The following is a 23,900-nucleotide window of genomic DNA, read 5'->3' on the forward strand; positions in this document are numbered from 1 at the left end:
GCCTTCTACCGAAATTTCTGACAATTTCACAGCATAGGCGGGTAGGTGTTGTCATCTTCGGCAGTCTTACCGAGACTGCGGTTTCTATGGAGCACAAATACCCGTTCATCCCCTATGCGCCCGAGCGTTTCCCCGAAGCCGAGATGATCAGGCGGGGCGAGGAGTTCTACGCGCTGATCGACCGCCGCCGCAGCGTGCGCTTCTTCAGCGACGAGCCCGTGCCGTACACCTGCGTGGAACTCGCCGTCAAGGCCGCGAACACCGCGCCCTCCGGCGCGCACCAGCAGCCGTGGACGTTCGCGGTCATCGGCGACGCCGCCACCAAGAAGCGGATCAGGCAGGCCGCCGAGGTGGAGGAGCGGCAGAACTACGAGGGCGGCCGGCTGACCCCCGAGTGGCGCGAGGCGCTCGCCCCGCTGGAGACCACCTCCGACAAGCGCTACCTGGAGATCGCACCCTGGCTGGTGGTCTGCTTCGCCCAGAAGTACGGCACCCGCCCCGACGGCACCCGCGTCAAGCACTACTACGTCAACGAGAGCGTCGGCATCGCCTGCGGCCTGTTCATCACCGCCCTGCACACGATGGGCCTGTCGACCCTCACCCACACGCCGAACCCGATGGCCTTCCTCACCGAGATCTGCCGGCGCCCGGCGAGCGAGCGCCCCTACATCCTGTTCCCCGTCGGCTACGCCGCCCCCGACGCCGAGGTCCCGGACCTGGCCCGCAAGCCCCTGTCGGAGGTCATCGCCTGACGCTCGGCCCGACGCCCTCGTACACCTCCAGGGCCTCCGCGATCCGGCCTTCCTTGCGCAGGAGCTCCGCCAGCGCCGTCGAGGCGACCTGGTTGCCGTCGGCGACGGCCTCCCGGAGGACCTGCCTGGCCTCCTTGTCCCTGCCCGCCTGCACCAGGAGGTCGGCCAGGGCGACGGGCGCGACGGGGTTGGCCGCCTTGGCCGACCGGCGCAGCCAGGTCTCCCGCCTCTCCTCCTCGGTCCCGGTGAGCTCCAGCTCCACGCACGGTTCGTCGTTCCCCGCGGCGCGGACCTTCCAGGCCGCGGCCTCCTCCGGCCTGCCCGACCTCTCGAAGAGCGCGGCCAGGTGCCACATGGCGTACCGGTTGCCCCCTTCGGCGCGGCTCCGCCAGATCTGGCAGGCGGCGAAGAACTTCCCGTTGCGTTCGAGCAGGCTGGAGAGCGCGGACATGGCGTTCGCGTCACCCTCCCCGACCAGGCGGTGCAGCCAGAACTCGGCCTCCTCGATCGCGCCGCGGCGTTCCAGCAGATCGGCGAGCGCCCGGATGCTCTCCCAGTCGCCGGTGTCGGCGGCCAGACGGAGCCACCTCTCGGCTTCCGCCGGCCGTCCCGTCTCGGTGAGGAGCGGGGCGAGCTCCAGCATCGCGGGCAGGTCACCCGCGTTCGCCGCGGTCCGCCACACCGCACAGGCCTGCTCCGGGTGGCCGGTCCTGGCGAGCAGCGCGCTCAGCTCCCGCATGGCCAGCCGATTGCCGGTGGCGGCCTGCCGCTCCCACAGGTCGCGCGCCTCGGCGACGCGGCCGAGGCGCCGCAGCAACCTGGTCGTCTCCTGTAGGGCGGTCGGATCGCCGTGAGAGGCCGCGCTCTTCCAGATGTCGCAGGCCGCTTCCAGGGATCCCGCGTGTTCGAGCCGGGCCGCGAGGTGCTGGGCGGCCGCGACGTCGCCCTTCTCCGCCGCGGTCGTCAGCCAGGACTCCGCCTCCTCGATCCGGCCCGCGCCCTCCAGCTTGTCGGCCAGGACCCACATGGCCTCGGTGTCGCCGGCCTCGGCCGCCGGCCGCCAGAGGTCGGCGGCCTCGGCGCTCCTGCCCGCCTTCTCCAGCTTCTCCGCCAAGGCCCACATGGAGTAGGCGTCCACGGAGTCCACGGACACCTTGGGCGCGCTCTCCCCGGCGGCGGGGCCCCGGGCCGAGCCCACCCCCAGGGCCTCGGCCTCCGCCGGCGAGCCCACCCCCAGGGCCTCGGCCTCGCTGAGCGAGCCGCCCATCGCCTCGATCAGGCGCTTGACCAGGACCCACTGGTGGGCCCCCCGGGTCCGGCCGGACATCACCCGGTGCACGGTCGTATGGCTGTAGCCGACCCGGGAGGCCAGATCGCGGATCGACGGTTCGCCGGCCTGGACGCGCAACAGCCGGAGATAGTCCGTCAGGCCGTCGCCCTTGACGGGATCCACCCAGAGCCGGGCCACCCGGCGCAACCGGGTCAGCCGGGCCTCCACGATCGAGGTCGTCGTGGCGTGCATGTCGGCGATCTCCGACACGGTGAAGCCCTGGCTGCGCAGCAGGACCATGCGCGCGGTCGCCGGGTCCACCCGCCCGAGGATCTCCCCGGCCAGCAGGCGCTGCTCGGCGATGTCGACCGGATTCCGGGCCAGGCGGGCGTCCGGCTGCTCGCCCACCCGGGCGGCCAGGGCGTCGTCGCGCAGGCGCTGCCGCGCCGACCTGCTCGCGCACCACCGCGCCTGCGCGACGACCCAGGCCTTGATGTCCCTCCCGGCTCTGACGGCGTTCCACTGCTCGCAGGCCAGCAGCATGGCTTCCTGCACCACGTCCGCCTCCTCGTCGGGCGAGGTCGTCCGCCACCTGCCGGACAGCGCCTGCCGCGCCCATCGCACGCCGAGCGGATAGAAGTCGCCGAAGTCGTAGGGGATGTGGACGCCCTCCCTGACGCTCTGCTCGGCGAGGTTGAGCCGGGCCGACCATTCGCCGGGGTCGGCCCCGCAGGCCCGGACGATGCTCTCCAGCAGCGGGGCGGAGGGCAGCGACCTGCCGGAGAACGCCGCGGACAGGGCTCCGGCGCTGTAGAAGGTCAGGGCGGACAGGGCGCGCAGCGAGGGGGCCCCGGCCCGCATCCTGACCAGCCTGAGCTCGGTGACGAACTCGCGGACCACCACGGGAACGTTCGCCGGGACGAGGGCGGGGGAGTCGGCGGGACGCCCTCGCGAGGTGACGGGCGCGGACCGGTAGGCGTCCGCCCGCCGCCGGGCGAGGGCCCGCTCGGCCGAGGCCGCGCCCTCGCCGGTCAGCCGGTAGTAGCGGCGCCGGGGCCCCTTGCGCGCCTCCTCGGCCACATCCCACTGGCCCTTGATCCAGCCCTGTCTCTCCAGGCGGGCCAGCAGCGGGTAGACCGTGCCCGTCGGGCGGCGGCTCGACTGCGCGACCTCCAGCCCGTAGACGTCGCGGCCCGCATGGGTCGTCAGGACTTCGAGGACGTCAACGGTGGCGTCTGTAAGCCGGATTGCGGTGAACATTCAGAGGACCCATCTACCTATGTAGAGATAGGGGGAAGTGTTCAGTGCGATGAGGTCTAATAGGAGAAGCAGGATCAGAGTCGAAGGTCCGCCCAGCGCCAACTGACACGGACCTCCGCTCCCTACGGTGGTGCGCCGTCGCCCAGCTGGCCTCCGGTCTCTTGGCTAGAGACCGGGCCAGCTGTCGCGGACGACCTCGAACAGCCGTATCGCCACCATCGCGAGCGTGCTGTACTGCGCCGTCCTGCGGATTCGGCCACGGAGGCGAGCGCGAGCCCGTCGTTTCCTCCGGGCGTCGGATTCCTCCTCGGACTCCGACTTCTCCTGCGGCTCTTCGCCGCGCTTTGAATCGGGCATTCGCCTGACCTCTTCCTGTCGGCTTGGCGGCCCCGCGCGGGAACCCACCGTGCCAGTCAGATCACCGACAGGAATGGCTGAGGACTAGCGTAGCCGCTTAGCACCACAAATGCGGGCAAAGGCAACAGGGGCTATCTGGCTGCTCTCTGGCCTCTCCTGCCTCTCGTATCTCATGAGCCTTGCTCATTCAATGGAGCGTTCCTTTTCCCGGGCGCGGCCGGTGTGGCCGCTTCCTGCGGGTTTGGGTCTTGTAGGGGAGGAGTGTCAAGGCTACGATCGCGACAACTCTTAGGAAACTTTCCTAAAAGAAATCATGAAACCGAGGCCGCCATGTCTCGTTCACCACCCTGAACAGGCATAACACCCGTATCCGTACGTCCCTCGCCATGCTCCGCCGCCCCGGACATGGACCACCCCCCGGTTCCCCCCTTTATGGGAGCGATCATGCGGCGTACCCTCCCTTTACTCTTCCTGACAGACCAGGCAAACCTCTTCCTCGCCCTCCCGGCCCCCACCGGCGCCGACGCGGCCGGTCTCCCCGCCGCCTCCGCCCCGCCGGCGAGGCACGTCGCCAAGCCGCCCGCCCCGGCCATCCCCGGCACCGGCCTTCGCTGACCAATCCCCCCACCCCTGACGTGAACGCGCCACCTCTCCTGCGGCAGCGCGATTACGCCAGGTCCGCCGTACGGCTTGCGCCAGCCTCATCACCCCCAGCGCGAGCCGTACGGCACACAGCAAAGGAAACAACGTGAAACTACGGGTTCTCCTGGTCGCGCTCGCGGCCGTCGCCCTCAGCCTCGTCGCGGTCCCGGCCAGCGCGGCCGCGGCCACCGCGACCTTCACCAAAGTCGCCGACTGGGGCTCCGGCTTCGAGGGCAAGATCACCATCACCAACGGCACCAGCACCGCGATGAACGGCTGGAACGTCCAGTTCGACGTGCCCGCCGGCTTCAGCATCCCCTCGGCCTGGGACGCCCAGCTCACCAGGAACGGCCAGCACTACACCTTCACCAACCCCGGCTGGGCGCCCACGCTGGCCGCCGGGGCGAGCGTCAGCTTCGGCTTCAACGGCGCTCCCGGCAACTTCCCCGGCATCTCCGGCTGCACGCTCAACGGCGCCTCCTGCTCCGACACGGGCACCCAGGTACCGGGCAAGCCTGGCACCCCCACAGCCACCCCCGCCAACACCAGCATCGCGCTGTCCTGGGGCGCCTCCACCGGCACCGTGACCGGGTACCGCGTCTACGAGGGCACCGCGCTCAAGGCCACCGTCACCGGCACGTCCGCGACGATCAGCGGGCTCGGCACCTGCGAACCGCACACCTACACCGTCAAGGCGTACAACTCCGCGGGCGAGTCGGCCGCGAGCGACCCGGTGAGCGCCACCACGACCGGCTGCACCAGCGGCGTGCCCGGCAAGGTCGGGCCCATCGCGGTGAGCGCCGTCACCCAGACCGGCCTCACGCTGAGCTGGCCCGCGCCCTCCGGCACGGTCACCGGCTACAAGGTGCGCAGCGGCGGCACGCTGCTCGCCACCGTCTCCGGGACCTCCCACACGGTCACCGGCCTGACCGCCTGCTCGCCCTACAGCTACACGGTCACCGCCTACAACACCATCGGCGACGGCCCGTCCAGCGACCCGGCCACCGTGACCACGCCCGGCTGCACCACCGGGCCGCTGCCCAAGCACTTCCTGACCGGCTACTGGCACAACTTCACCAACGCGGCCACCGAACTCAAGCTGTCGGCGGTGCCGAACGAGTACGACCTGATCGCGATCGCCTTCGGCGAGGCCACCACGACGCCCGGCGAAGTCGTCTTCGGCGTCGACCCCGGCCTGGCCACGGCCGTGGGCGGCTACACCGACGCCCAGTTCAAGGCCGACGTGCAGACCCTGCACCAGCGCGGCAAGAAGGTCATCCTCTCGGTCGGCGGCGAGCTCGGCAGGGTCCAGGTGGCCAGCTCCACGGCGGCCACCAAGTTCGCCGACACCGTGTACGGCCTCATGCAGTCCTACGGCTTCGACGGCGTCGACATCGACCTGGAGAACGGCCTCAACGCCACCTACATGGCCCAGGCGCTGCGCTCCCTGCGCGCCAAGGCGGGCGCCGACCTGATCATCACGATGGCGCCGCAGACGATCGACATGCAGTCCACCGGGATGGAGTACTTCAAGCTCGCGCTCAGCATCAAGGACATCCTCACCGTCGTCCACATGCAGTACTACAACTCCGGCTCGATGCTCGGCTGCGACCAGATGGCCGCCTACTCGCAGGGCACCGTCAACTTCATGACCGCGCTGGCCTGCATCCAGCTCGAGAACGGACTGCGGCCCGACCAGGTGTCCCTCGGCCTGCCCGCCGGGCCGGGCGCGGCCGGCGGCGGCGTGGTGTCGCCCTCGCTGGTCAACCAGGCGCTCGACTGCCTGGCCAAGCGGACGAACTGCGGCAGCTTCACGCCGCCGCGCGCCTACCCCGACATCCGGGGCGCCATGACCTGGTCCATCAACTGGGACGCCAGCCACAACTACTCCTTCGCGAAGACCGTCAAGCCCCACCTCCTGGAGATGCCATGAGACTCCGCCGAATGGCGCTGGCCTTACTGACCGCCCTGGCCATGGCCGGGGCCGCGCTGAGCGTCGCCCCCGGCGCCTTCGCCGGAGCGGGACAGGCGAGCACCTCCGTCGCCGCCTACCCCGCCTGGGCGGCCTGGACGTCCTACGCGACCGGCACCCGGGTCACCCACAACGGCGTCGACTACGAGTGCCTCCAGGGGCACACCTCGCTGCCCGGCTGGGAGCCGAACGTCGTGCCCGCCCTGTGGAAGAAGGTCACCGACGGCGGTGGCAACGGCGCGCCGGGCCAGCCCGGCCAGGCCACCGTGACCACGACGAACTCCTCCATCGCGCTGTCCTGGGGCGCCTCCAGCGGCACCGTGACCGGGTACCGCGTCTACGAGGGCGCCACCCAGCGCGCCCAGGGCGCCGGCACCACCGCGACGATCAGCGGGCTCGGCACCTGTGAGACGCACACCTACACGATCAAGGCATACAACTCGATCGGCGAGTCGGCCGGCCGGGAGGCGACCGGCACCACGACCGGCTGCACCAACCCGCCGCCGGGCAAGATGGACGGCGCGCCGTACCTGTACATGGGCTGGGGCAGCCCGCCCTCGCCGACGACCGTGATGAGCGCGACCGGTGTCAAGTCGTTCACCATGGCGTTCATCCTGTCCAGCGGCGGCTGCAACCCGGCCTGGGACGGGCAGCGCCCGCTCACCGGCGGCGCCGACGCGCAGGCCATCTCCGCGATCAAGGGCGCGGGCGGCAGCGTGCAGATCTCCTTCGGCGGCTGGCAGGGCAACAAGCTCGGCCCGAACTGCTCGACCCCGGCCGCCTTCGCGGGCGCGGTGCAGCAGGTCATCAACGCCGTCGGGCCCGCGGTGGTCGACTTCGACATCGAGAACACCGACGAGTTCGAGAACTACACCGTGCAGGACCGTATCCTCAACGCCCTCAAGATCGTCAAGTCGAACAACCCGAACGTGAAGGTCGTGGTGACCTTCGGCACGACCACCAGCGGGCCGAACTCGCACGGCGTCCGGCTGATCAACCGGGCCAAGGAACTGGCCGTGCCGATCGACAACTTCACGATCATGCCGTTCGACTTCGGCGGCGGCGCGAACATGTACCAGAACACGATCAACGCCGCGGAGGGCCTGAAGACCGCGCTGAAGAACGCCTACGGCTACACCGACGCCCAGGCGTACGAGCGGATGGGCATCTCCGGCATGAACGGCCTGTCCGACCAGCAGGAGCTCACCTCGCCCGCGACCTGGACGCAGATCCGCGACTGGGCGAAGTCGAAGGGCCTGACCCGGCTGGCGTTCTGGTCCACCAACCGGGACCGGCCGTGCCCCGGCGGCGGCGTCCGCGAGGACTGCAGCGGCGTGGCCCAGGCCGACTGGGAGTACACGAAGATCACCGCAGGCTTCTAGCGGCGGGGGGAGGGGCGGGCCCGGCCCGCCCCTCCGGTTCATTCACTACTGAGGAACGCACATGCGCATCAGACGACTCGTGGTGGCGGCCACCGCGGCCCTCGGGCTGGTCACCCTGCCCGCCACCCCTGCTTTAGCAGCAAATATCGTGATCAATCCGGGCTTTGAGTCGGGGCTGACCGGCTGGACCTGCGCCGCCGGCGCCCAGGCCGTCACCTCGCCCGTGCACGGCGGCGCCAAGGCGCTGCAGGCCACCCCGGCAGGCGGCGACCTGGCCCGCTGCCAGCAGACGATCAACGTCAAGCCGTCCTCCGCCTACACGCTGTCGGCGTGGGTACGCGGCAACTACGTCTTCCTCGGCGCGACCGGCACCGGCGTCAACGCCACCACCTGGGGCTCGCCCGGCGCCACCTGGAACAAGCTCACCACCTCCTTCACCACCGGCGCGAACACCACCAGCGTGACCATCCACGTCAACAGCTGGTACGGCCAGGGCACCTACCAGGCCGACGACGTCGTGCTCGACGGCCCACCCGGCGACGGCGGCCCCGGCGACGACACCACCCCGCCGACCGTCCCCACCGGCCTCACCGTCGGCGGCGCCACCCCCAGCTCGCTCAACGTGAGCTGGTCCGCCTCCACCGACGACTCCGGCACCGTGGCCCGCTACGAGGTCTCCCGCGACGGCGGCGCGCCCAGCGCGGTCACCACCACCTCCACCACCGTCCACGGTCTGTCGCCCGCGACGAGCTACCGGTTCAAGGTCAGGGCCTGCGACGGGTCCGGCAACTGCTCGGCGTACACCACGGAGGCCGAGGGCACCACGAAGCCCGGCGAGCCGGGAGTGGGGCTGCCCAAGCGGGTCATGGTCGGCTACCTGCACTCCTCCTTCGCCAACGGATCCGGATATATCCGGATGAGTGATGTGCCCGCCGCCTGGGATGTCATCAACCTCGCCTTCGGCGAGCCGACCTCGGTCACCTCCGGCGACATCAGGTTCTCGCTCTGCCCGGTCGGCGAGTGCCCCAACGTCGAATCCGAGGCCGACTTCATCGCCGCCATCAAGGCCAAGCAGGCCGCGGGCAAGAAGGTGCTGATCTCGATCGGCGGCCAGAACGGCCAGGTCCAGCTCACCACCACGGCGGCCCGCGACAAGTTCGTCCAGTCGGTCGGCGCCATCATCGACCGGTACGGCCTCGACGGCCTCGACATCGACTTCGAGGGCCACTCGCTCTACCTCAACCAGGGCGACACCAACCTGGCCGCCCCGACCACCCCGGTCATCGTCAATCTGATCGCCGCGCTGAAGTCGCTCAAGGCCCGCTACGGCGCGAAGTTCGTGCTGACCATGGCCCCCGAGACGTTCTTCGTGCAGCTCGGCTACCAGTTCTACGGGCCGGGCGCGAGCGGCGCGGCCGACAACCGCAGCGCCTCCTACCTGCCCGTCATCCACGCCATGCGCGACGACCTGACGCTGCTGCACGTCCAGGACTACAACTCAGGCCCGATCATGGGGCTGGACAACCAGTACCACACGATGGGCGGCCACGACTTCCACGTCGCGCTCACCGACATGCTGCTGGCCGGCTTCCCCATCATGGGCAACGCGAACAACCGCTTCCCCGCGCTGCGCCAGGACCAGGTCGCCATCGGCCTGCCCGCCGCCCCGTGGGCCGGCAACGGCTTCACCACCGTGGCCGAGGTGCAGAAGGCCTTCGACTGCCTGGCCAAGGGCACCAACTGCGGGTCGTACCAGCCGAGGGGCGTCTACCCGAACCTGCGCGGCCTGATGACCTGGTCCATCAACTGGGACCGGTACAACTCCACCGAGTTCTCCCGCAACCACCGCGCCTACCTCGACGCGCTCGGGTAGGGCACCACGTGCCGCTCCCCGTTCACCAGCGCCTGGTACAGCGCCTCGTACTCGGGCCTGGGAGCGGGGTCGCGGCCCAGATCCACCGCGCGCATGTGCGCGCGCATCCCGGCCAGCAGGGTCAGGGCGTGCTCGACCGGCGCCCTGTCCCCGGCCGTGAACAGCTCGGCCAGATACTCCACCGGGATGCGCATCGCCCCGATCGCCCCGGTCAGCCCGCTCTCGTCGAACCCGGCCCCGGCCAGCGCGTCGACCATCGGCGACAGCGGCGGGACATACCAGACCATCGGCAGCGTACGGAACTCCGGATGCAGCGGCAGCGCCACCCGGTGCCGGGTGACCAGGTCGTGCACCGGCGAGCGCAGCGCCGCCGCCCGCCACTCGCCCGGCACGTCCAGGGACGGGTCCGCCGGATCCACGAAGATCGACAGCTGCGCCCGGTAGGTGCCCTCGGCCGCGGCCCGCGCCACCCGGTCGGCGTCGTACAGCATCACGCCCAGGTACTTCGCCCGCGCCGCGCACGCCTGCGCGCACGCCGTCTCCCGCCCCGCCGACACCCGCCCCACGCACAGGTCGCACTTGGCCGCCCGCCCGCTCACCGCGTCGGTGTAGACCTTCTTGTACGGGCAGCCCGCCACGCACATCCGCGCCCCCCGGCAGCGCTCCTCGTCCACCAGCACGATCCCGTCGGCGGCCCGCTTGCTCATCGCCCCCGACGGGCAGGCGGCCACGCAGGAGGGGTTGACGCAGTGCTCGCAGACGCGCGGCAGCGAGAAGGCGAAGGAGCGCTCGACCTCCAGTCGCACCCGCTCCATCAGCACGTCGCCGCCCGGCCCTTCGAGGTAGTCCCCGGCCGACGGCGTCCGCACCCGGCCGGTCAGGCGGCGCAGCGTGCCGCCCGCCCGCAGCCGCAGCCGCCCGTTCGAGCCCGGCTCCCAGCCGCCCCGCCAGTGCTCCTGGTCCTGCCAGCGCGCCGGATAGCCGGGGCCCGGCCTGGTCTCCACATGGTGGAAGCGGGCGTGCGCCAGCCCGGGACGCTCGCCGCGCTCCCGCTCGCAGGCCGCCGTGCAGGCCTCGCAGCCGAGGCAGCCGTCCAGGTTGATCACCATGGCGACGTGCGGCCTCACTCGCATCCCCGGCGCACCTCCTGGCCGCGGTGCCGGACCAGCAGGGTCGGCTTGATCGGCTGGCCGGCGGCCGGCGGGCGGTAGGTGGGCAGCGCCTCGCCGTACTCGTGAGTCCAGTCGTGGTCGACGAACAGGTGCATGCGGCCGGACAGCGTCAGCCACGGCGTGCCCTCCGGGCGCGGGCCCCGGGGCGCGGGCCCGGCGGCCAGCAGCGCGGCCGTCTCGGGGTAGTCGCGCTCGTACAGCGACCGGCCGACCAGGTCCCGGCGCACCCCGAGATGCTCCACCGCCAGCTTGGAGAACGTCTCGGCCAGCAGCCGCACGTCCGGCATCGGCAGGTCGGTGTACTCCGAGGAGCCGACGAACAGGTCCAGCTTGCCGCTCGGCCCGCCCCGGCCGGACAGCTCGGAGCCGACGCCGAGCAGATGGTGCAGGAAGCACTCGTCGACCGCGTCGCCACCGGCCACCGTGAGCACCCTGGGCCAGTTGCCCGGATCGTCGGGGTCGTCGCAGGCATGGCCCAGGGGCACCGACACCGCGTCGAGCGGGCTGCGCGCGTACTCGGGCGCCATCGGCAGCCACCCCCGGTGCACCGCCTCGGTCAGCACCGCGCCGGGGGAGTGGCCGTTGAACAGGCCCTCGCCCAGCGGCCAGCTCAGCAGCCCGACGTCCGCGGCGTCGTAGCGCCACCGGTCACCGTGCAGGTACAGCCACGGCGCCGCCTGCACCAGCCGCCCCGCCTCCGCGCGCGGCTGCGCCCAGCCGCCGCCGCGCACCCCCGCGCAGCCGGTCAGCACCAGCAGCGCCATCATGGCCCGCTGCGCGGTGTCGGCGTGCGCCGGGGCGAGCCGCCCCGGCATGATCATGCACCGTCCGCCCGTCCGCTCCGCGGTCGCGCCCATCTCCTGCGCGACCCGCACCGCACGCGCCGCCGCCACCCCGGTGATCGCCTCCTGCCACCCCGGCGTGTACGGCTCCCGCGGATCGTCGTACCCGCCGGGCCACACGCCGGGCAGCCCCTCCCTGGCCACGCCGTACTGCGCCAGCAGCAGGTCGTAGACCGTGGTCACCACGTGGTCGCCCACCCGCACCACGGGCACGCCGCGCCGCAGCACGCCCTGGGCCTCGTCGAAGCGCGGCAGCAGCACCTCGGCGGTGCCGCCGCCCTTGCCGTACAGGGTCAGCGCCGGGTCGGTCTCCAGGGTGAGGTTCCAGCGCCCGGCCTCGTCGCGGAAGCCGAGCGAGCCGTTCGGCACCACGGGCCGCCCGCCCCGGCCCAGCATCACGGTCTTGAGCACCGCCTCGGGGGAGGTGTCGCCGAGGTCGGCGGCGTTCAGGAAGCGGTGCGGCACGTGGCCGCCGGCGCGTTCGCGCAGCCGTACCAGGAAGGGCAGGTCGGTGGCGCGCTTGGCGTGGCCGACGAAGACGGGCCGCTCCAGGTAGAACTCCTTGAGTAGCACGTGGCCCATGGCCATGGCCAGCGCCGCGTCGGTGCCCGGCCGTACCACCAGGGTCTCGTCCGACAGGCGGGTCGGGTGCGGGCCGATCGCGACGACCTTCTGCCCCTTGTAGCGCCCCGCGATCAGGTAGTGCGCGCCCGAGGAGCGCGCGGCTCCGCCGTTCTCACCCCACAGCAGCACGTACGCGGCCCGCGCCCAGTCCTCGGGGTCGGGGGGCTCGTGGCCGGGGCCGAAGACCTGCTCGGCGGCCGCCTGCTGGTCGGTCAGCACGGCGCCGCCGATCAGCGCGACGAACCTGGAGATCGACGAGCCGGGCGGGCACAGGCAGGCGACGCGGTCGGGGCCGTAGGTCTTCACGGCGTGCACGTGGGCGGCCGCGGCCAGTTCGGCGGCCTCCTCCTCGCCGAACGGGATCGGGTCGTCGTCGCCCCGGGCGCGTTGGTAGGCACGGCGCAGCTCAGAGTTGCCTGTGAGTTCAGCCCACGCCGCGACCGGGTCGTGATGCCGGTTTCGCGCATGTCGGTACAGTCTGACCAGCGTGGCGTTGGCCCGTGATCCCCCCATGCATCTAGTTGAACACAGCCGGTTATGATGTGTCGTGTTCCGGCCCGGCATGTCGGGTGACCCACTTTTCCAGCCCAGGTGGCGGCACTCTCCCCTGTCGGGCAGGCTAGGCAACGCCATGGATTATGCAATTCTCACGGGGTTCGTCCTCGTCACCGGTGTCGTGCTCGCTCTTGTCGCCCAGTGGCGTGACTGGCGCCCCTCGCTCACCGTCGCGATAGCGGTCGGCATCGGCGTCCGGGTGCTGCTCATGATCACGGCGGCGAACGACTCCTGGCAGCCGGTCGACTTCGTCAACAGCTTCAAGCCCGCGGGCGAGGCCGTGCTCAACCGCCAGGACCCGGTCCTCGGCAGCAACGGCGGCTGGCACTTCCTGCCCACCATTCCGTACGTCTACGGGCTGCTGCTGTGGGCGGGCATCCCCTGGGAGTACGCGGGCCGCCTGGTCACCGTGGTGGCCGACATCATCCTCATCCCGCTGGTGGGCAAGCTGGCGGGCGGCCCGAAGGCGTCGCTGCGCGCCTTCCAGTACGCGCTGAGCCCGCTCGCCCTGCTGGTCGCCTCCATCCATGGCCAGGTCGAGCCGGTGGCGCTGGTCTTCGGCGTGGCCGCCTTCGTCGTCGCCCGCGGCCCCGGCGACCCGCACCGCAGGGGCGTGACCGTCGAGGTGCGCGAGGCCCTGTCGGCGGTGTCGTGGTCCAGCGTGCGCGAGAGCCTCAGGTTCCGGCGCGAGGAACGCCCCCTGTACCGGCGGGCGATGTGCGCCGGGCTGCTGATGGGGCTGGCGCTGTGCGCCAAGAGCTGGCCCATCTGGCTCATCCCCGGCATGCTCCTGCTGCTGCCGGGCGTGCGGGCCAAGCTGGTCGGGCTGGTCGCCACCGGAGTGCCGCCGATCTTCTTCCTGGCCACCCTGCCGATCTTCGCGGGCACCTCGCTGTCGCAGATCCCCGAGGTCATGGACGTGATGAGCGACATCCGGCCGATCGTGGGCGAGTGGGGCTGGACCGCGCTGCTGGTCGGCGGCGACTGGACGCTCCACCCGCTGTACGCCAAGATCGGCACCTACCTGATCTACGCCAGCGTGCTGGGCGTCTGCTGGCTCTGGCGCAAGGCCGACCCGGTCGACCTGACCACGGCGATCCTTCTGGTGTTCATGGTCGTGACGCCGCGCCTGGGCGCGCAGTACCTGCTGTGGTTCATGCCCTTCCTGGTCGCGAGGCCCACCCGCTTCGCCTGGCCGGCCATCCTCGGCACCTCCCTGTGGGCGGCCATCGGCTACATCTACATGACGCAGAGCTGGGAGATCTGGGCCGCCTGGCATCCCGGCTGGGCCATGTGGTCGATCGTGCTGCTGCCGGTGCTGGCGCTGGCCATGCCCTGGGAGCGCCGCGACCCCACCACCGGCCTGGAGGCCGCGGTCACTCCCCAGGTGGCTCAGCCGAGCCGGTCGTAGAGCGTCACCCACTGGTCGGGGTGGACGAACGCGACCACCGTGGAACCGTCGAGGCCGGCCGCCCGGAAGGCGTCGGCCACGGCGTCCTTGGCGTACCGCTGCCGCAGTGAGGCCGACAGCGAGCCGCCCACCCCGCCGAACCCCAGCTCCGCGAACGCCCGGAAGCCGGCCATGGCCGCCGGGGGCAGCAGCGGGGTCTCCCGCCGCTCGATCCGCAGGATGCCCGAGTCCACCGAGGGGACCGGCCGGAAGCTCTCCCGGCCGACCTGGCCGAGCAGTTCCCAGCTGAACCACGGCCAGCTCTCCACCGTCACCAGGCTCCAGCGACCGAAGTCGCCCGACCTCTTCCTGGCGTACTCGAGCTGGGTGAGCAGGGTCGCCGAGGTCAGCGCGGGCGCCGCCAGGCACCAGTCGACGATCCTCGACGTGATCGAGTAGGGGATGTTGCCGACCACCGCGAACGGCTCCCGCGGTGGCCTCGCGGCCGTGAAGTCGCCCCTGACCACGGAGATCCGCGTGTCGCCGCGGGTCCGCGCCGCCAGCTTGCCGGCCAGCAGCGGGTCGATCTCATAGCCGATGATCTGCTCGACCTCGGGCGCCAGCGCCCTGGTCAGAACCCCTTCACCGGAGCCGGGTTCGAGCACCAGCCCCGACGGCCGGGCCGCCTTCACCAGCCGGCCGACCGCGTGCGGATCGACCAGGAAGTTCTGCGAGAGGGTACGCCGCGCCCGGTCACGGGGCGTGCGACCGCCGCCGTTCCTGACGTTCTTCTGAGTGTGTGAGTAGTTTCCGTGAGCGAAAGACTGCGCCACAGCGGTTGCCCCTTCGGGTCTTCGAGATGAACAGGTCTCGAAGGGCCCTGGGCACGCCTGGGGACGCGCGTTACGAGAGCGTCCGCTAGCGGGCCAGAGCCCGGCCGCTGCGGATGCGTACGAAGTAGAGAACGAACATGCCTGTGAGAATACGGAACGTTTCGTCTCGGCGCAACGGAATAACTTTGAGCCGGCATCGAGGTGGCTGCGGTAGACCTCTGGTCATGGACCGGCCAGTCAGGGTTCTCGTCGTCGACGACGAGCCGAACATCCTCGCCCTGCTCTCCCAGACCCTCCGACTGGTCTCGTACGAGGTCAGGACCGCGGACACCGGCCTGCGGGCGCTGAGCGCGGCCAGGTCGTTCGAGCCCGACATCGTGGTGCTCGACGTGATGCTGCCCGACCTCGACGGCTTCGAGGTGGCCAGGAGACTCGGCGAGCGGGTGCCCGTGCTCTTCCTCACCGCCCGCGACACCGTCGAGGACCGCGTCCAGGGCCTCAGCATCGGCGCCGACGACTACGTCGCCAAGCCGTTCAGCCTGGAGGAGGTGGTGTTACGGATCAAGGCGATCCTGCGCCGCAGCAACGCCGCCAGGGAGAAGGAGCCCATCCTCCGCTACGCCGACCTGGAACTGAACGCCCCCGCCCACGAGGTACGGCGCGGCGGCGTCCCGGTCGACCTGTCGCCCACCGAGTTCAACCTCCTGGCCTACCTGCTGGCGAACGCGGGCCTGGTGGTCAGCAAGGCGCAGATCCTCGACAACGTCTGGCGCTACGACTTCGACGGCGACGCCGCCATCGTCGAGTCCTACGTCTACTACCTGCGCAAGAAGATCGACAAATGGGACCCACCGCTGATCCACACCGTCCGCGGCGTCGGCTACACGCTCAGGCTTCCGCGCAGCGAGGAGCGGTGAAGCCCGCCCGCTGGACGCTGCGCGCCCGGCTGGTCGTGGCCATCGTCGGGCTGAGCGCGCTGGCCCTCGTCCTGGCCAACGTCTTCGCCATCGCGCTGCTGCGCGCCAGCCTCCTGGAACGCGTCGACGAGGAACTCGTCCCGCTGACCAAGATCATCACCTCCGACCTGGCCATACCCGGCCTCCGCAAGCCCGACATGGTGTTCACCCCCCGCCTGGCCGACGTCTCCCGCGTCTACGTCTACGACGGCCTGGGCAGACTGGTACGCGAGGCGCCGAACACCCAGACACCGGGGCCCGACGTGGGCGACCCGCCCGACCTCCGACCGGGCGCCGGCCCTTACACGCTCCCCGGCGGCACGGGCCACTCGTGGCGGGTGATGGCGGTCGGCCGCCAGGGGAACATCCTGCTGTTCGCCGCCTCGCTCAGAGAGGTCGAGGAGACCCAGCGGTCGCTGCTCGTCATCAGCACCGGCGTCAGCGTCTTCGTGCTCCTGCTGCTCGGCCTGACCGCCGCCACGGTGGTACGCCTCGGCCTGCGCCCGCTGACCAGGATGGAGAGCACCGCCGCGCAGATCACCGAGGGCGACTTCGGCCGCCGCGTCCCCGACCCCGACCCGCACACCGAACCCGGCAGGCTCGGCCTGGCCATGAACGTCATGCTGGACCGGGTCGAGTCGGAGATCGCCGCCAGGACCGAGTCGGAGGCGAACATGCGCCGCTTCCTCGCCGACGCCTCCCACGAACTGCGCACCCCGCTCACCTCCGTCCGCGGCTTCGCCGAGCTCTACCGGCGCGGCGGCTCCCCGCCCGGCACCGCCATGGACGAGAGCATGCGCCGGATCGAGGAGGAGGCCACCCGGATGGGCGTCCTGGTCAACGACCTGCTCACGCTCGCCCAGCTCGACGAGGAACGCCCCCTCGAACGCCACGCGGTCGACCTGCTCGAAGTGGCCGCCGACACCATCCGCGACGCCAGGGCCCGCGTCCCCGGCCGCCAGGTCAGGCTGACCGGGCTGGGCGACTCGTTCGGGCCCGTGCTCGTCCACGGCGACGAGGCCAGGCTCCGGCAGGTGGCGGCCAACCTGGTCGGCAACGCGCTCACCCACACACCGGCGGACGCCCAGATCACCGTGCGGGTGGGGGCCAGGGGGCGGGAGGGGGTGCTGGAGGTGAGCGACACCGGGCCGGGGGTGGCGGCGGGGCATGCGCCGTACATCTTCGAGCGCCTTTACCGGGCGGGCAGCGGGCGTTCGCGCGCCGACGGGGGCGCCGGGCTCGGGCTGGCCATCGTCGCCGCCATCGTGCGGGCGCACCACGGCCGGGTGGAGCTCGACAGCGAGCCCGGCCACGGCGCCACCTTCCGCGTCCTGCTGCCGGTCGGGGACTCCGAGCCCGCTCCCAGGTAGCTCCGGGGTCACTCCGATCGGGGCGCGGCAGATTCGCCGGTATGAAACGACTTCTCATCGCCGCCGCGCTGACCCTGGCGGTGGCCGGCTGCGGCCAGGCGCAGAGCGGCTCGGGCGGCGTCGCCTCCGTCACCGGCGCCCAGGGCAAGGCGACCGCGACCCCCTCGGCCACCGCCGACCCGCGGGAACAGGCCGTCAAGTACGCCAAGTGCATGCGCGAGAACGGCGTCGACATGCCCGACCCCCAGCCCGGCACCAAGGGCGGGATCAACCTGAAGATCGGCAAGAACGACGACAAGTCCAAGGTCAGGAAGGCGATGGAGTCCTGCCGCCACCTGGCCCCCTTCATGGACAAGGGCAAGCTCGACGACCCCAAACTCGTGGAGCAGGCCCGCGCTCTCGCCAAGTGCATGCGCGAGAACGGCGTCGACATGCCCGACCCCTCGCCCGGCGGGGGTGCGATCCAGCTGCGCAACGTCAAACCCGACGACCCCAGGTTCAAGAAGGCGATGGAGGCGTGCAAGGGCCTCGGGCCGATGGCGGGCCGCTCGTGACCCGCACCGAGACCGAGATCTCCGCCCCGCCGGACGCCCCGCCCCCGCGCCGCCGTCGCGGACCCGTCCGCGCGATCGCGCTCACCGGCGGCGTGGGCCTGCTCGCCGCCGCGGTCGTGACCGCCGCCCTCGGCTTCGGCGGCCAGGACGCCGGTACGCCAGCGGCCACCCGCACCCCGCCCGCCATCGCCAAGGTGACCCGCACCACGCTCACCGAGACCAAGACCGTGGACGGCACCCTCGGCTACGGCGCCACCACGACCGTCTCCGCCACCGCCCAGGGCACCATCACCTGGCTGCCCACCGAGGGCGCCACCATCACCAGAGGCCGCGCGGTCTACAGCGTCGACGCCGACCGCATCCCCCTCCTGTACGGCACCACCCCGCTCTACCGCACCCTCCAGAACGGCGTCGAGGGCGCGGACGCCGCCCTGCTCGAACGGAACCTGGCCAAGCTCGGCTACGACGGCTTCACCGTCGACGACGAGTACACCTGGTCCACCGCGCAGGCCGTGGAGGAGTGGCAGAAGGACCTCGGCCTCCCCATCACCGGCCGGATCGAACCGGCCGCCGTCGTCGTGTCCGATGGGCCGCTCCGCGTCACCGAGCTCAAGGCCACTCTCGGCGCCCCCGCGAGCGGCCCCGTCCTCACCTACTCGGGCACCACCCGCGAGGTCCTCGTCAACCTCGACGCCGCCGACCGCCACCTGGTGAAGAAAGGAATGAAGGCCACCGTCGAACTGCCGGACGGCAGCACCACCCCGGGGAAGATCGCCTCCATCGGCAAGGTGGCGACCACCACCGGCACCGGCGACGAGACCTCCACCACCGTCGAACTGCGCGTCTCGGTCAAGGTGAAGAGCTTCGACACCGCGCCCGTCGAGGTCACCATCGTCTCCGCTGAGCGCGAGAACGTGCTCGCCGTCCCCGTCGGCGCGCTCGTCGCACTGGCCGAGGGCGGCTACGGCGTGCAGATCGCCGACGGCCCCGCCACCGGGTACGCGGCCGTCGAGACCAGCATGTTCGCCGACGGCCAGGTGGAGGTCACCGGCGTCGAGGAGGGCGTGACCGTGGTGGTGCCCAAGTGATCGTCGAACTCACCGACGTCAGCAAGAGCTACGGCGAGGTGGCCGCGCTGCGCGGCGCCACCCTGTCCATCGACTACGGCGAGCTGGCCGGCATCGTCGGCCCGTCGGGGTCGGGCAAGTCGACCATGCTCAACATGATCGGCACCCTGGACCGCCCCTCGGGCGGCACCGTCCGCATCGGCGGCCACGACGTGGGCGCCCTGTCGGACCGGGAACTGTCCACCCTGCGGGGCGGGCTGATCGGCTTCGTCTTCCAGCAGTTCCACCTGTCCTCCGGCGTACCCGTGCTCGACAACGTCGCCGACGGCCTGCTCTACGCCGGGCCCGCGCTGCGCGAGCGCAGACGGCTCGCCCGCGCCGCGCTCGACCGGGTGGGGCTCGGCCACCGGCTCGACCACCGACCGCACGAGCTGTCCGGCGGCGAGCGCCAGCGGGTGGCCATCGCCCGCGCGGTCGTCGGCGACCCGCGCCTGCTGCTGGCCGACGAGCCCACCGGCAACCTCGACTCCAGGTCCGGGGCCGGCGTGATGGAGCTGCTGCGCGAGCTCAACCGGGCTGGCACCACCGTCGTGATCATCACCCACGACCGCGACATCGCCGGCGCCCTGCCCCGGCAGATCGAGATGCTCGACGGCCGGGTGGTCGGCGACTCGACCCGCGAGCGGGTGACGGCATGGTGACCGCCGTCAGCCTGAACCCCTCCCGGCTGCGCCCCCGCGACGTGCTCAGGGTGGGCGGCGCCGGACTGCGCACCAGGCCGCTGCGGGTGTTCCTGTCGGCGCTCGGCATCGCCATCGGCATCGCCGCCATGCTCGGCGTGGTCGGCATCTCCGCCTCCAGCCAGGAGGACCTCAACCGGCAGCTGGCCGCGCTCGGCACCAACCTGCTCACCGTCTCACCCGGCCAGACCCTGTTCGGCGAGACCTCCCACCTGCCCGCCGAGGCCGAAGGCATGATCGAGCAGATCGGCCCGGTCACCTCCGTCACCGCCTCCGCCGGCACCAGCGCGAAGGTGTACCGCAACGACCGCATCCCTGAAGCCGAGTCGGGCGGCATCGCCGTCACCGCCGCCCGGCTCGACCTGCTCAAGGACGTCGGCGCCGACCTGGCCGCCGGCACCTGGCTGAACGCCGCCACCCACCGCTACCCGGCCACCGTCCTCGGCGCCACCGCCGCCGACCGGCTCGGCGTCGTCCAGGCGGGCCCCGACCAGCGGGTCTGGCTCGGCGGACAGTGGTTCACCGTCGTCGGCGTGCTCGCGCCGGTGCCGCTCGCCCCCGAACTCGACAGCGCCGCCCTGGTCGGCTGGCCCGTAGCGGAGGAGCGGCTCGGCTTCGACGGCTACCCCACGACCGTCTACACCAGGACGGAGGAGGAGTACGTCGTCGCGGTCAGGGACGTGCTCGCCGCCACCGCCAACCCGGCCAAGCCCAACGAGGTCGAGGTGTCCAGGCCGTCGGACGCGCTGGCCGCCAAGCAGGCGACCGACGCCACCCTGAACGCCCTGCTGCTCGGCCTCGGCGGCGTCGCGCTGCTGGTCGGCGGCGTCGGCGTGGCCAACACCATGGTGATCTCGGTGCTCGAACGGCGGGCCGAGATCGGCCTGCGCCGCTCACTCGGCGCCACCCGGGGACAGATCAGGCTGCAGTTCCTCGCGGAGTCGCTGCTGCTCTCGGCCATCGGCGGGCTCGGCGGCGTCCTGCTCGGCATCGGCGTCACCGGCGCCTACGCCGCCTTCCAGGGCTGGCCGTCGATCGTGCCGGTCTGGGCGATGGCCGGCGGCCTCGTGGCGACACTCGTCATCGGCGGCCTCGCCGGCTTCTACCCCGCGGTACGGGCGGCCCGCATGTCGCCCACCGAGGCCCTGGCGACGCCGTGACCGGACGGCTGGGCGGGTCGCCCTCGCACCGGACGCCCCGCCCGGCGCGTGACACGCCATGCGTCCGATTCCTACAAGAGCGCCGCCCGGCTCCGGGGATAGCGTGATCGCATGAAGACGCTGACGAGAGAAGCGCTGGACCGGGCCGAGCAGTACCTCTTGCTGAACGGGCGGCTGATCGACCGGCTCAGATTCGAGGCCTTGTTCCGCGGTGGGGAGGCTTCGCGGGTCCTCGGCGTGCTGGGCGGTTACCAGAACTCCGACGGCGGGTTCGGGCACGCGATCGAGCCCGATCTGCGGGGGGCGGGCAGCCAGCCCGAACCCGTCGAGATCGCCTTCGACATCCTGGACGAGCTGGGCGCCTTCGACGATCCGATGGTGGCCGCCGCCTGCGACTACCTGGCGACCGTGACCACCGGGGACGGCGGGGTGCCGTTCGTGCTGCCCAGCGTCAGGGACACGCCGCGGGCGCCGTGGTGGAACACCGACGACGACCCGCCGGGCTCCCTGGTGCCCACGGCCGGGCTCGCGGCCATGCTGTACAAGCACCAGGTGAAGCACCCGTGGCTGGAACCGGCGACGGAGTTCTGCTGGGCGGCCATCGCGCGGGTCACCGAGACCACGCCGTACGAGGCGCGGGCGATCCTGCCGTTCCTGGAGCGGGTGCCGGACCGGCGGCGGGCGGAGGCGGAGTTCACCCGTCTGCGCGACGCCATCCTGGCCACCGTCACCTTCGACCTCGCCGCCGACGGCGACGCTCACTTCCCGCTGGACTTCGCGCCTGAGCCGCGGGGGCTGCCGCTCTTCGACGACGACCTGCTCCAGCGGCACCTCGACGCGCTGATCGGCGCACAGTCGGCCGAGGGAGGCTGGGCCCCCAACTGGCCGATGTGGACGCCGCTCGTAGCACACGAGTGGGGCGGCTACATCACCGTGCTGCGCCTGAAGACGCTGCGCGCCTACGGCCGCCTCACGGCCTGATCAGTTTGCCCATCGGGACGCCGCTGAGCCGTTTGACGTCGTTGGACAGGTGGGCCTGGTCGGCATAGCCGCTCACGGCGGCCACCTCGGCCAGCGCCATTCCCCGGCGGGCCAGCCGCAGCGCCCGCTGGAAGCGCACGATGCGCTGCAGTGTCTTGGGCGAGTAGCCGAAACCGGCCACGCACCGCCGGTGCAGGTGGCGCTCGCTCACGCCGAGCTCCCACGCCACCTCCCGCACCGACGAGCCCAGGCGCAGCGCTTCGGCCATCGCGGAGGCGGCCGGGTCAGGGGTGGGCGTCGCCCGGAGGCGGGTGGCGAGCTGATCGAGAGTGAGATCCTCGGGCAGGCCCAGGTCGGCGAACGGGACACGCCGGTCGCGCAACTCCGCGATCGGCACGCCGAGGACGCCGCCGACCGCTCCAGGTCTGAACCGGATTCCCCGATAGACGTCGCCCGGGCGGAGCCGTACCCGGAAAGGGCCGGTGTCCGGGCCCGCGACCTGGGGGCCGTGCGGGCTCCAGATCAGGTCGACGCACGCGTCGGGCACCACCAGCGAGGTCTCGCCGACGTCGGCGGCGCTACGCCACAGGCAGACGATCCGCTCGCGAAGGGCGACAGGCGGGGCCCATTCCAGGTACACGCCTCCACGCTATGACCGGCCACCGACAGAACCCGTCCCGCCTTTGCGCTCAGGGGTCGGCACGGGCTTGGGCTTCGGCGGCTCCGGTGGCTCTGTGCCGGAGATGAGCGCCGCGGCCCAGGTGGCGCTCGGATCGCTGTCGATGAGAAGGGCGCGGGTGAGCAGGCTGAGCGGGATGGCGAGCAGCGCGCCGAGCGGCCCGAGCACGAACGCCCACACGATCAGCGACAGGAACGTCATCGTGGTGGACAGCCCGACGGCGTCACCGAGGAACTTCGGCTGGATGAACGACTGGATCACCACGTTGATCGCGATGTAGGCGAGGATGACCAGCAGCATCTGCTTCACCCCGCCGTCGAGCAGGGCGAGCGTCGCCGGGGGGATCAGCCCGAGCACGAACCCGATGTTCGGGATGTAGTTCGTGATCAGCGCCAGCACCCCCCACAGCAACGGCAGCGGCACCCCGAGCAGGTAGAGCGCGCCCACATCCAGCACCGCGCAGATGAACCCGAACACCGTGGACACCACGAGATACCGCCGGGTGTTCCGCGCGAACGCGGCCAGCGCCGAGACGAGCTCCGGCCTGCGGGTACGGCCGGCGGCGATGATCCGCGAGGTCACCGGAGCGTCCAGGGACATCGCCAGCAGCAGCACGACCATGAGGAAGAGACTCGACATCACGCTCAGCAGGCTGGACAGCAGCGTCTGCGCCAGTCCGAGGATCTTGCCCGGGTCGAAGGACTTGACCGTCTTGTCGAGCTGCTCGTTGCTGATGCCCAGGCCGGCGGCGAACCGCTGCCCGTCGGCGAGCAACTTCTGGAACTGACCGGTGTACGCCGGAAGGAGCGAGGTGAGCTGGGCGATCGAGACGGTCAGCACCGCCACCATGCTGAGCAGGACCAGCAGCACGATGACGAAGGGAACGGCGACCTGAACCCAGCCTGGCGCGCCGCGTTCGGCGAGCAGGCTGCGCACCGGGGAGACGGCGATGACCAGGACGAGCGCCAGCACCACGGGCCCCAGGATGGAGGCGACTTCGCGCATGCCGAACAGCGCCACCACCGCACCCGCCATGCCGACGAGCACGATCAGCGCCCTGGGTATGGTCGGTCCGTTCATGGGGGCTTCCTACCCATGTGGGGCGGACCAGTCGGGCGTGCGCGCTCGATTTGACGGTTCGGGGGAGCGTACATAGAGTTCAGCAGTCCCACGGGGGCGGCGATGATCGCGGCCCACGACCGGGGGAACCCCCAGCTCAATCCGATCTCGTAGACGCATGCGCCCGCGAGTGTCCGATTCGACAAGAGTCGGATGTCGGAGTAAGGTGGAGGGGTTGCCTTGGAAACGGGGCGGTCTAGATTACCGCAGGTCAGAACAGTAAATGTCAAATCACTGAATTTGACACCGACTGGGACGGCTGAAAGAATTAAGACATAACGAAGCGAGCGCCGCCTGGTGGTTCTAGGGTGTACGCGTCCGTTTCTTGAGAACTCAACAGTGTGTTAAAA

At 71.4% G+C, this 23,900-nt stretch carries 19 protein-coding genes; 13 read left to right on the top strand and 6 right to left on the bottom strand.

The annotated features are described in order from the left end of the window. The first annotated feature begins 86 nt into the window (after positions 1-86). Positions 87-752 carry a nitroreductase family protein gene (locus ABZ911_RS32895; RefSeq protein ID WP_358064839.1) on the top strand — a complete coding sequence of 222 codons (666 nt, stop codon included), beginning with the start codon at positions 87-89 and terminating at the stop codon, positions 750-752. Here ABZ911_RS32895 and ABZ911_RS32900 read toward each other — a convergent pair. Then, positions 742-3,282, bottom strand: a complete 2,541-nt coding sequence (locus ABZ911_RS32900; protein ID WP_358064842.1) for a helix-turn-helix domain-containing protein — start codon at positions 3,280-3,282, stop codon at positions 742-744. The genes ABZ911_RS32895 and ABZ911_RS32900 overlap by 11 nt on opposite strands. A gap of 801 nt (positions 3,283-4,083) precedes the next feature. Between ABZ911_RS32900 and ABZ911_RS32905 the strand changes: the two genes are divergently transcribed. The 4 genes from ABZ911_RS32905 to ABZ911_RS32920 all read left to right on the top strand — a co-directional run bounded on the left by ABZ911_RS32905 (position 4,084) and on the right by ABZ911_RS32920 (position 9,508). Next, a complete protein-coding gene (locus tag ABZ911_RS32905) occupies positions 4,084-4,254 on the top strand; it encodes a hypothetical protein (protein ID WP_358064845.1) in 171 nt (56 codons plus the stop codon). A 133-nt stretch (positions 4,255-4,387) separates the two neighbouring features. Continuing rightward, positions 4,388-6,214 (top strand): cellulose binding domain-containing protein, encoded by a 1,827-nt coding sequence (locus ABZ911_RS32910; protein WP_358064848.1) that lies wholly within the window; start codon positions 4,388-4,390, stop codon positions 6,212-6,214. Further along, on the top strand, positions 6,211-7,635 hold the full coding sequence (locus ABZ911_RS32915; RefSeq protein ID WP_358064851.1) for a carbohydrate-binding protein: 1,425 nt from the start codon (positions 6,211-6,213) through the stop codon (positions 7,633-7,635). Before ABZ911_RS32910 ends, ABZ911_RS32915 begins: the two co-directional genes overlap by 4 nt. A 61-nt stretch (positions 7,636-7,696) precedes the next feature. Then, positions 7,697-9,508 carry a glycoside hydrolase family 18 protein gene (locus ABZ911_RS32920; protein WP_358064854.1) on the top strand — a complete coding sequence of 604 codons (1,812 nt, stop codon included), beginning with the start codon at positions 7,697-7,699 and terminating at the stop codon, positions 9,506-9,508. Here the strand turns inward: ABZ911_RS32920 and ABZ911_RS32925 are convergent. Then, positions 9,487-10,641, bottom strand: a complete 1,155-nt coding sequence (locus ABZ911_RS32925) for a 4Fe-4S dicluster domain-containing protein (RefSeq protein ID WP_358064857.1) — start codon at positions 10,639-10,641, stop codon at positions 9,487-9,489. The genes ABZ911_RS32920 and ABZ911_RS32925 overlap by 22 nt on opposite strands. Then, positions 10,632-12,659, bottom strand: a complete 2,028-nt coding sequence (locus ABZ911_RS32930) for a molybdopterin-dependent oxidoreductase (RefSeq protein WP_358064860.1) — start codon at positions 12,657-12,659, stop codon at positions 10,632-10,634. The genes ABZ911_RS32925 and ABZ911_RS32930 overlap by 10 nt, the downstream gene beginning before the upstream one ends. A gap of 118 nt (positions 12,660-12,777) precedes the next feature. Here ABZ911_RS32930 and ABZ911_RS32935 point away from each other — a divergent pair, with 118 nt between their 5' ends. Then, positions 12,778-14,112, top strand: a complete 1,335-nt coding sequence (locus ABZ911_RS32935; protein ID WP_358064863.1) for a hypothetical protein — start codon at positions 12,778-12,780, stop codon at positions 14,110-14,112. Here the strand turns inward: ABZ911_RS32935 and erm are convergent. Beyond that, the gene (gene erm, locus ABZ911_RS32940; RefSeq protein ID WP_358064866.1) at positions 14,094-14,924 is read right to left on the bottom strand and encodes an ErmE/ErmH/ErmO/ErmR family 23S rRNA (adenine(2058)-N(6))-methyltransferase; all 831 of its coding nucleotides are present in this window, start codon (positions 14,922-14,924) and stop codon (positions 14,094-14,096) included. The genes ABZ911_RS32935 and erm overlap by 19 nt on opposite strands. Before the next feature lie 224 nt (positions 14,925-15,148). On the opposite strand from erm, the gene ABZ911_RS32945 reads away from it, so the two are divergent. The 7 genes from ABZ911_RS32945 (at position 15,149) to ABZ911_RS32975 (ending at position 21,752) form a co-directional block, all read left to right on the top strand. After that, positions 15,149-15,841, top strand: coding sequence for a response regulator transcription factor (locus ABZ911_RS32945; RefSeq protein ID WP_358064869.1), 693 nt, complete (start codon positions 15,149-15,151; stop codon positions 15,839-15,841). Continuing rightward, positions 15,838-17,250 carry an ATP-binding protein gene (locus ABZ911_RS32950; protein ID WP_358064872.1) on the top strand — a complete coding sequence of 471 codons (1,413 nt, stop codon included), beginning with the start codon at positions 15,838-15,840 and terminating at the stop codon, positions 17,248-17,250. Before ABZ911_RS32945 ends, ABZ911_RS32950 begins: the two co-directional genes overlap by 4 nt. A gap of 41 nt (positions 17,251-17,291) precedes the next feature. After that, a complete protein-coding gene (locus ABZ911_RS32955; RefSeq protein ID WP_358064874.1) occupies positions 17,292-17,804 on the top strand; it encodes a hypothetical protein in 513 nt (170 codons plus the stop codon). After that, the gene (locus ABZ911_RS32960) at positions 17,801-18,892 is read left to right on the top strand and encodes a peptidoglycan-binding domain-containing protein (RefSeq protein ID WP_358064877.1); all 1,092 of its coding nucleotides are present in this window, start codon (positions 17,801-17,803) and stop codon (positions 18,890-18,892) included. The genes ABZ911_RS32955 and ABZ911_RS32960 overlap by 4 nt, the downstream gene beginning before the upstream one ends. After that, a complete protein-coding gene (locus tag ABZ911_RS32965; RefSeq protein ID WP_358064894.1) occupies positions 18,892-19,572 on the top strand; it encodes an ABC transporter ATP-binding protein in 681 nt (226 codons plus the stop codon). Before ABZ911_RS32960 ends, ABZ911_RS32965 begins: the two co-directional genes overlap by 1 nt. Further along, entirely contained in the window at positions 19,566-20,771 is a 1,206-nt protein-coding gene (locus tag ABZ911_RS32970; protein WP_358064880.1) for an ABC transporter permease, read from the top strand. Before ABZ911_RS32965 ends, ABZ911_RS32970 begins: the two co-directional genes overlap by 7 nt. A gap of 111 nt (positions 20,772-20,882) precedes the next feature. Then, the gene (locus tag ABZ911_RS32975) at positions 20,883-21,752 is read left to right on the top strand and encodes a hypothetical protein (protein ID WP_358064883.1); all 870 of its coding nucleotides are present in this window, start codon (positions 20,883-20,885) and stop codon (positions 21,750-21,752) included. Here ABZ911_RS32975 and ABZ911_RS32980 read toward each other — a convergent pair. Both ABZ911_RS32980 and ABZ911_RS32985 read right to left on the bottom strand, forming a co-directional pair. Beyond that, the gene (locus tag ABZ911_RS32980; RefSeq protein ID WP_358064886.1) at positions 21,742-22,392 is read right to left on the bottom strand and encodes a helix-turn-helix transcriptional regulator; all 651 of its coding nucleotides are present in this window, start codon (positions 22,390-22,392) and stop codon (positions 21,742-21,744) included. The two genes, ABZ911_RS32975 and ABZ911_RS32980, sit on opposite strands and share 11 nt — an antisense overlap. A 9-nt stretch (positions 22,393-22,401) precedes the next feature. Continuing rightward, positions 22,402-23,511 (bottom strand): AI-2E family transporter, encoded by a 1,110-nt coding sequence (locus ABZ911_RS32985; RefSeq protein ID WP_358064889.1) that lies wholly within the window; start codon positions 23,509-23,511, stop codon positions 22,402-22,404. Positions 23,512-23,900 lie beyond the last annotated feature (389 nt).

This window comes from Nonomuraea sp. NPDC046570, assembly GCF_040645915.1.
GTDB lineage: Bacteria > Actinomycetota > Actinomycetes > Streptosporangiales > Streptosporangiaceae > Nonomuraea.

Coding starts and splice junctions, on each gene's coding strand:
- ABZ911_RS32895 (WP_358064839.1), top strand. CDS start 87: ATGGAGCACAAATACCCGTTCATCCCCTATGCGCCCGAGCGTTTCCCC.
- ABZ911_RS32900 (WP_358064842.1), bottom strand. CDS start 3,282: ATGTTCACCGCAATCCGGCTTACAGACGCCACCGTTGACGTCCTCGAA.
- ABZ911_RS32905 (WP_358064845.1), top strand. CDS start 4,084: ATGCGGCGTACCCTCCCTTTACTCTTCCTGACAGACCAGGCAAACCTC.
- ABZ911_RS32915 (WP_358064851.1), top strand. CDS start 6,211: ATGAGACTCCGCCGAATGGCGCTGGCCTTACTGACCGCCCTGGCCATG.
- ABZ911_RS32920 (WP_358064854.1), top strand. CDS start 7,697: ATGCGCATCAGACGACTCGTGGTGGCGGCCACCGCGGCCCTCGGGCTG.
- ABZ911_RS32925 (WP_358064857.1), bottom strand. CDS start 10,641: ATGCGAGTGAGGCCGCACGTCGCCATGGTGATCAACCTGGACGGCTGC.
- ABZ911_RS32930 (WP_358064860.1), bottom strand. CDS start 12,659: ATGGGGGGATCACGGGCCAACGCCACGCTGGTCAGACTGTACCGACAT.
- ABZ911_RS32935 (WP_358064863.1), top strand. CDS start 12,778: ATGGATTATGCAATTCTCACGGGGTTCGTCCTCGTCACCGGTGTCGTG.
- ABZ911_RS32945 (WP_358064869.1), top strand. CDS start 15,149: ATGGACCGGCCAGTCAGGGTTCTCGTCGTCGACGACGAGCCGAACATC.
- ABZ911_RS32955 (WP_358064874.1), top strand. CDS start 17,292: ATGAAACGACTTCTCATCGCCGCCGCGCTGACCCTGGCGGTGGCCGGC.
- ABZ911_RS32970 (WP_358064880.1), top strand. CDS start 19,566: ATGGTGACCGCCGTCAGCCTGAACCCCTCCCGGCTGCGCCCCCGCGAC.
- ABZ911_RS32975 (WP_358064883.1), top strand. CDS start 20,883: ATGAAGACGCTGACGAGAGAAGCGCTGGACCGGGCCGAGCAGTACCTC.
- ABZ911_RS32985 (WP_358064889.1), bottom strand. CDS start 23,511: ATGAACGGACCGACCATACCCAGGGCGCTGATCGTGCTCGTCGGCATG.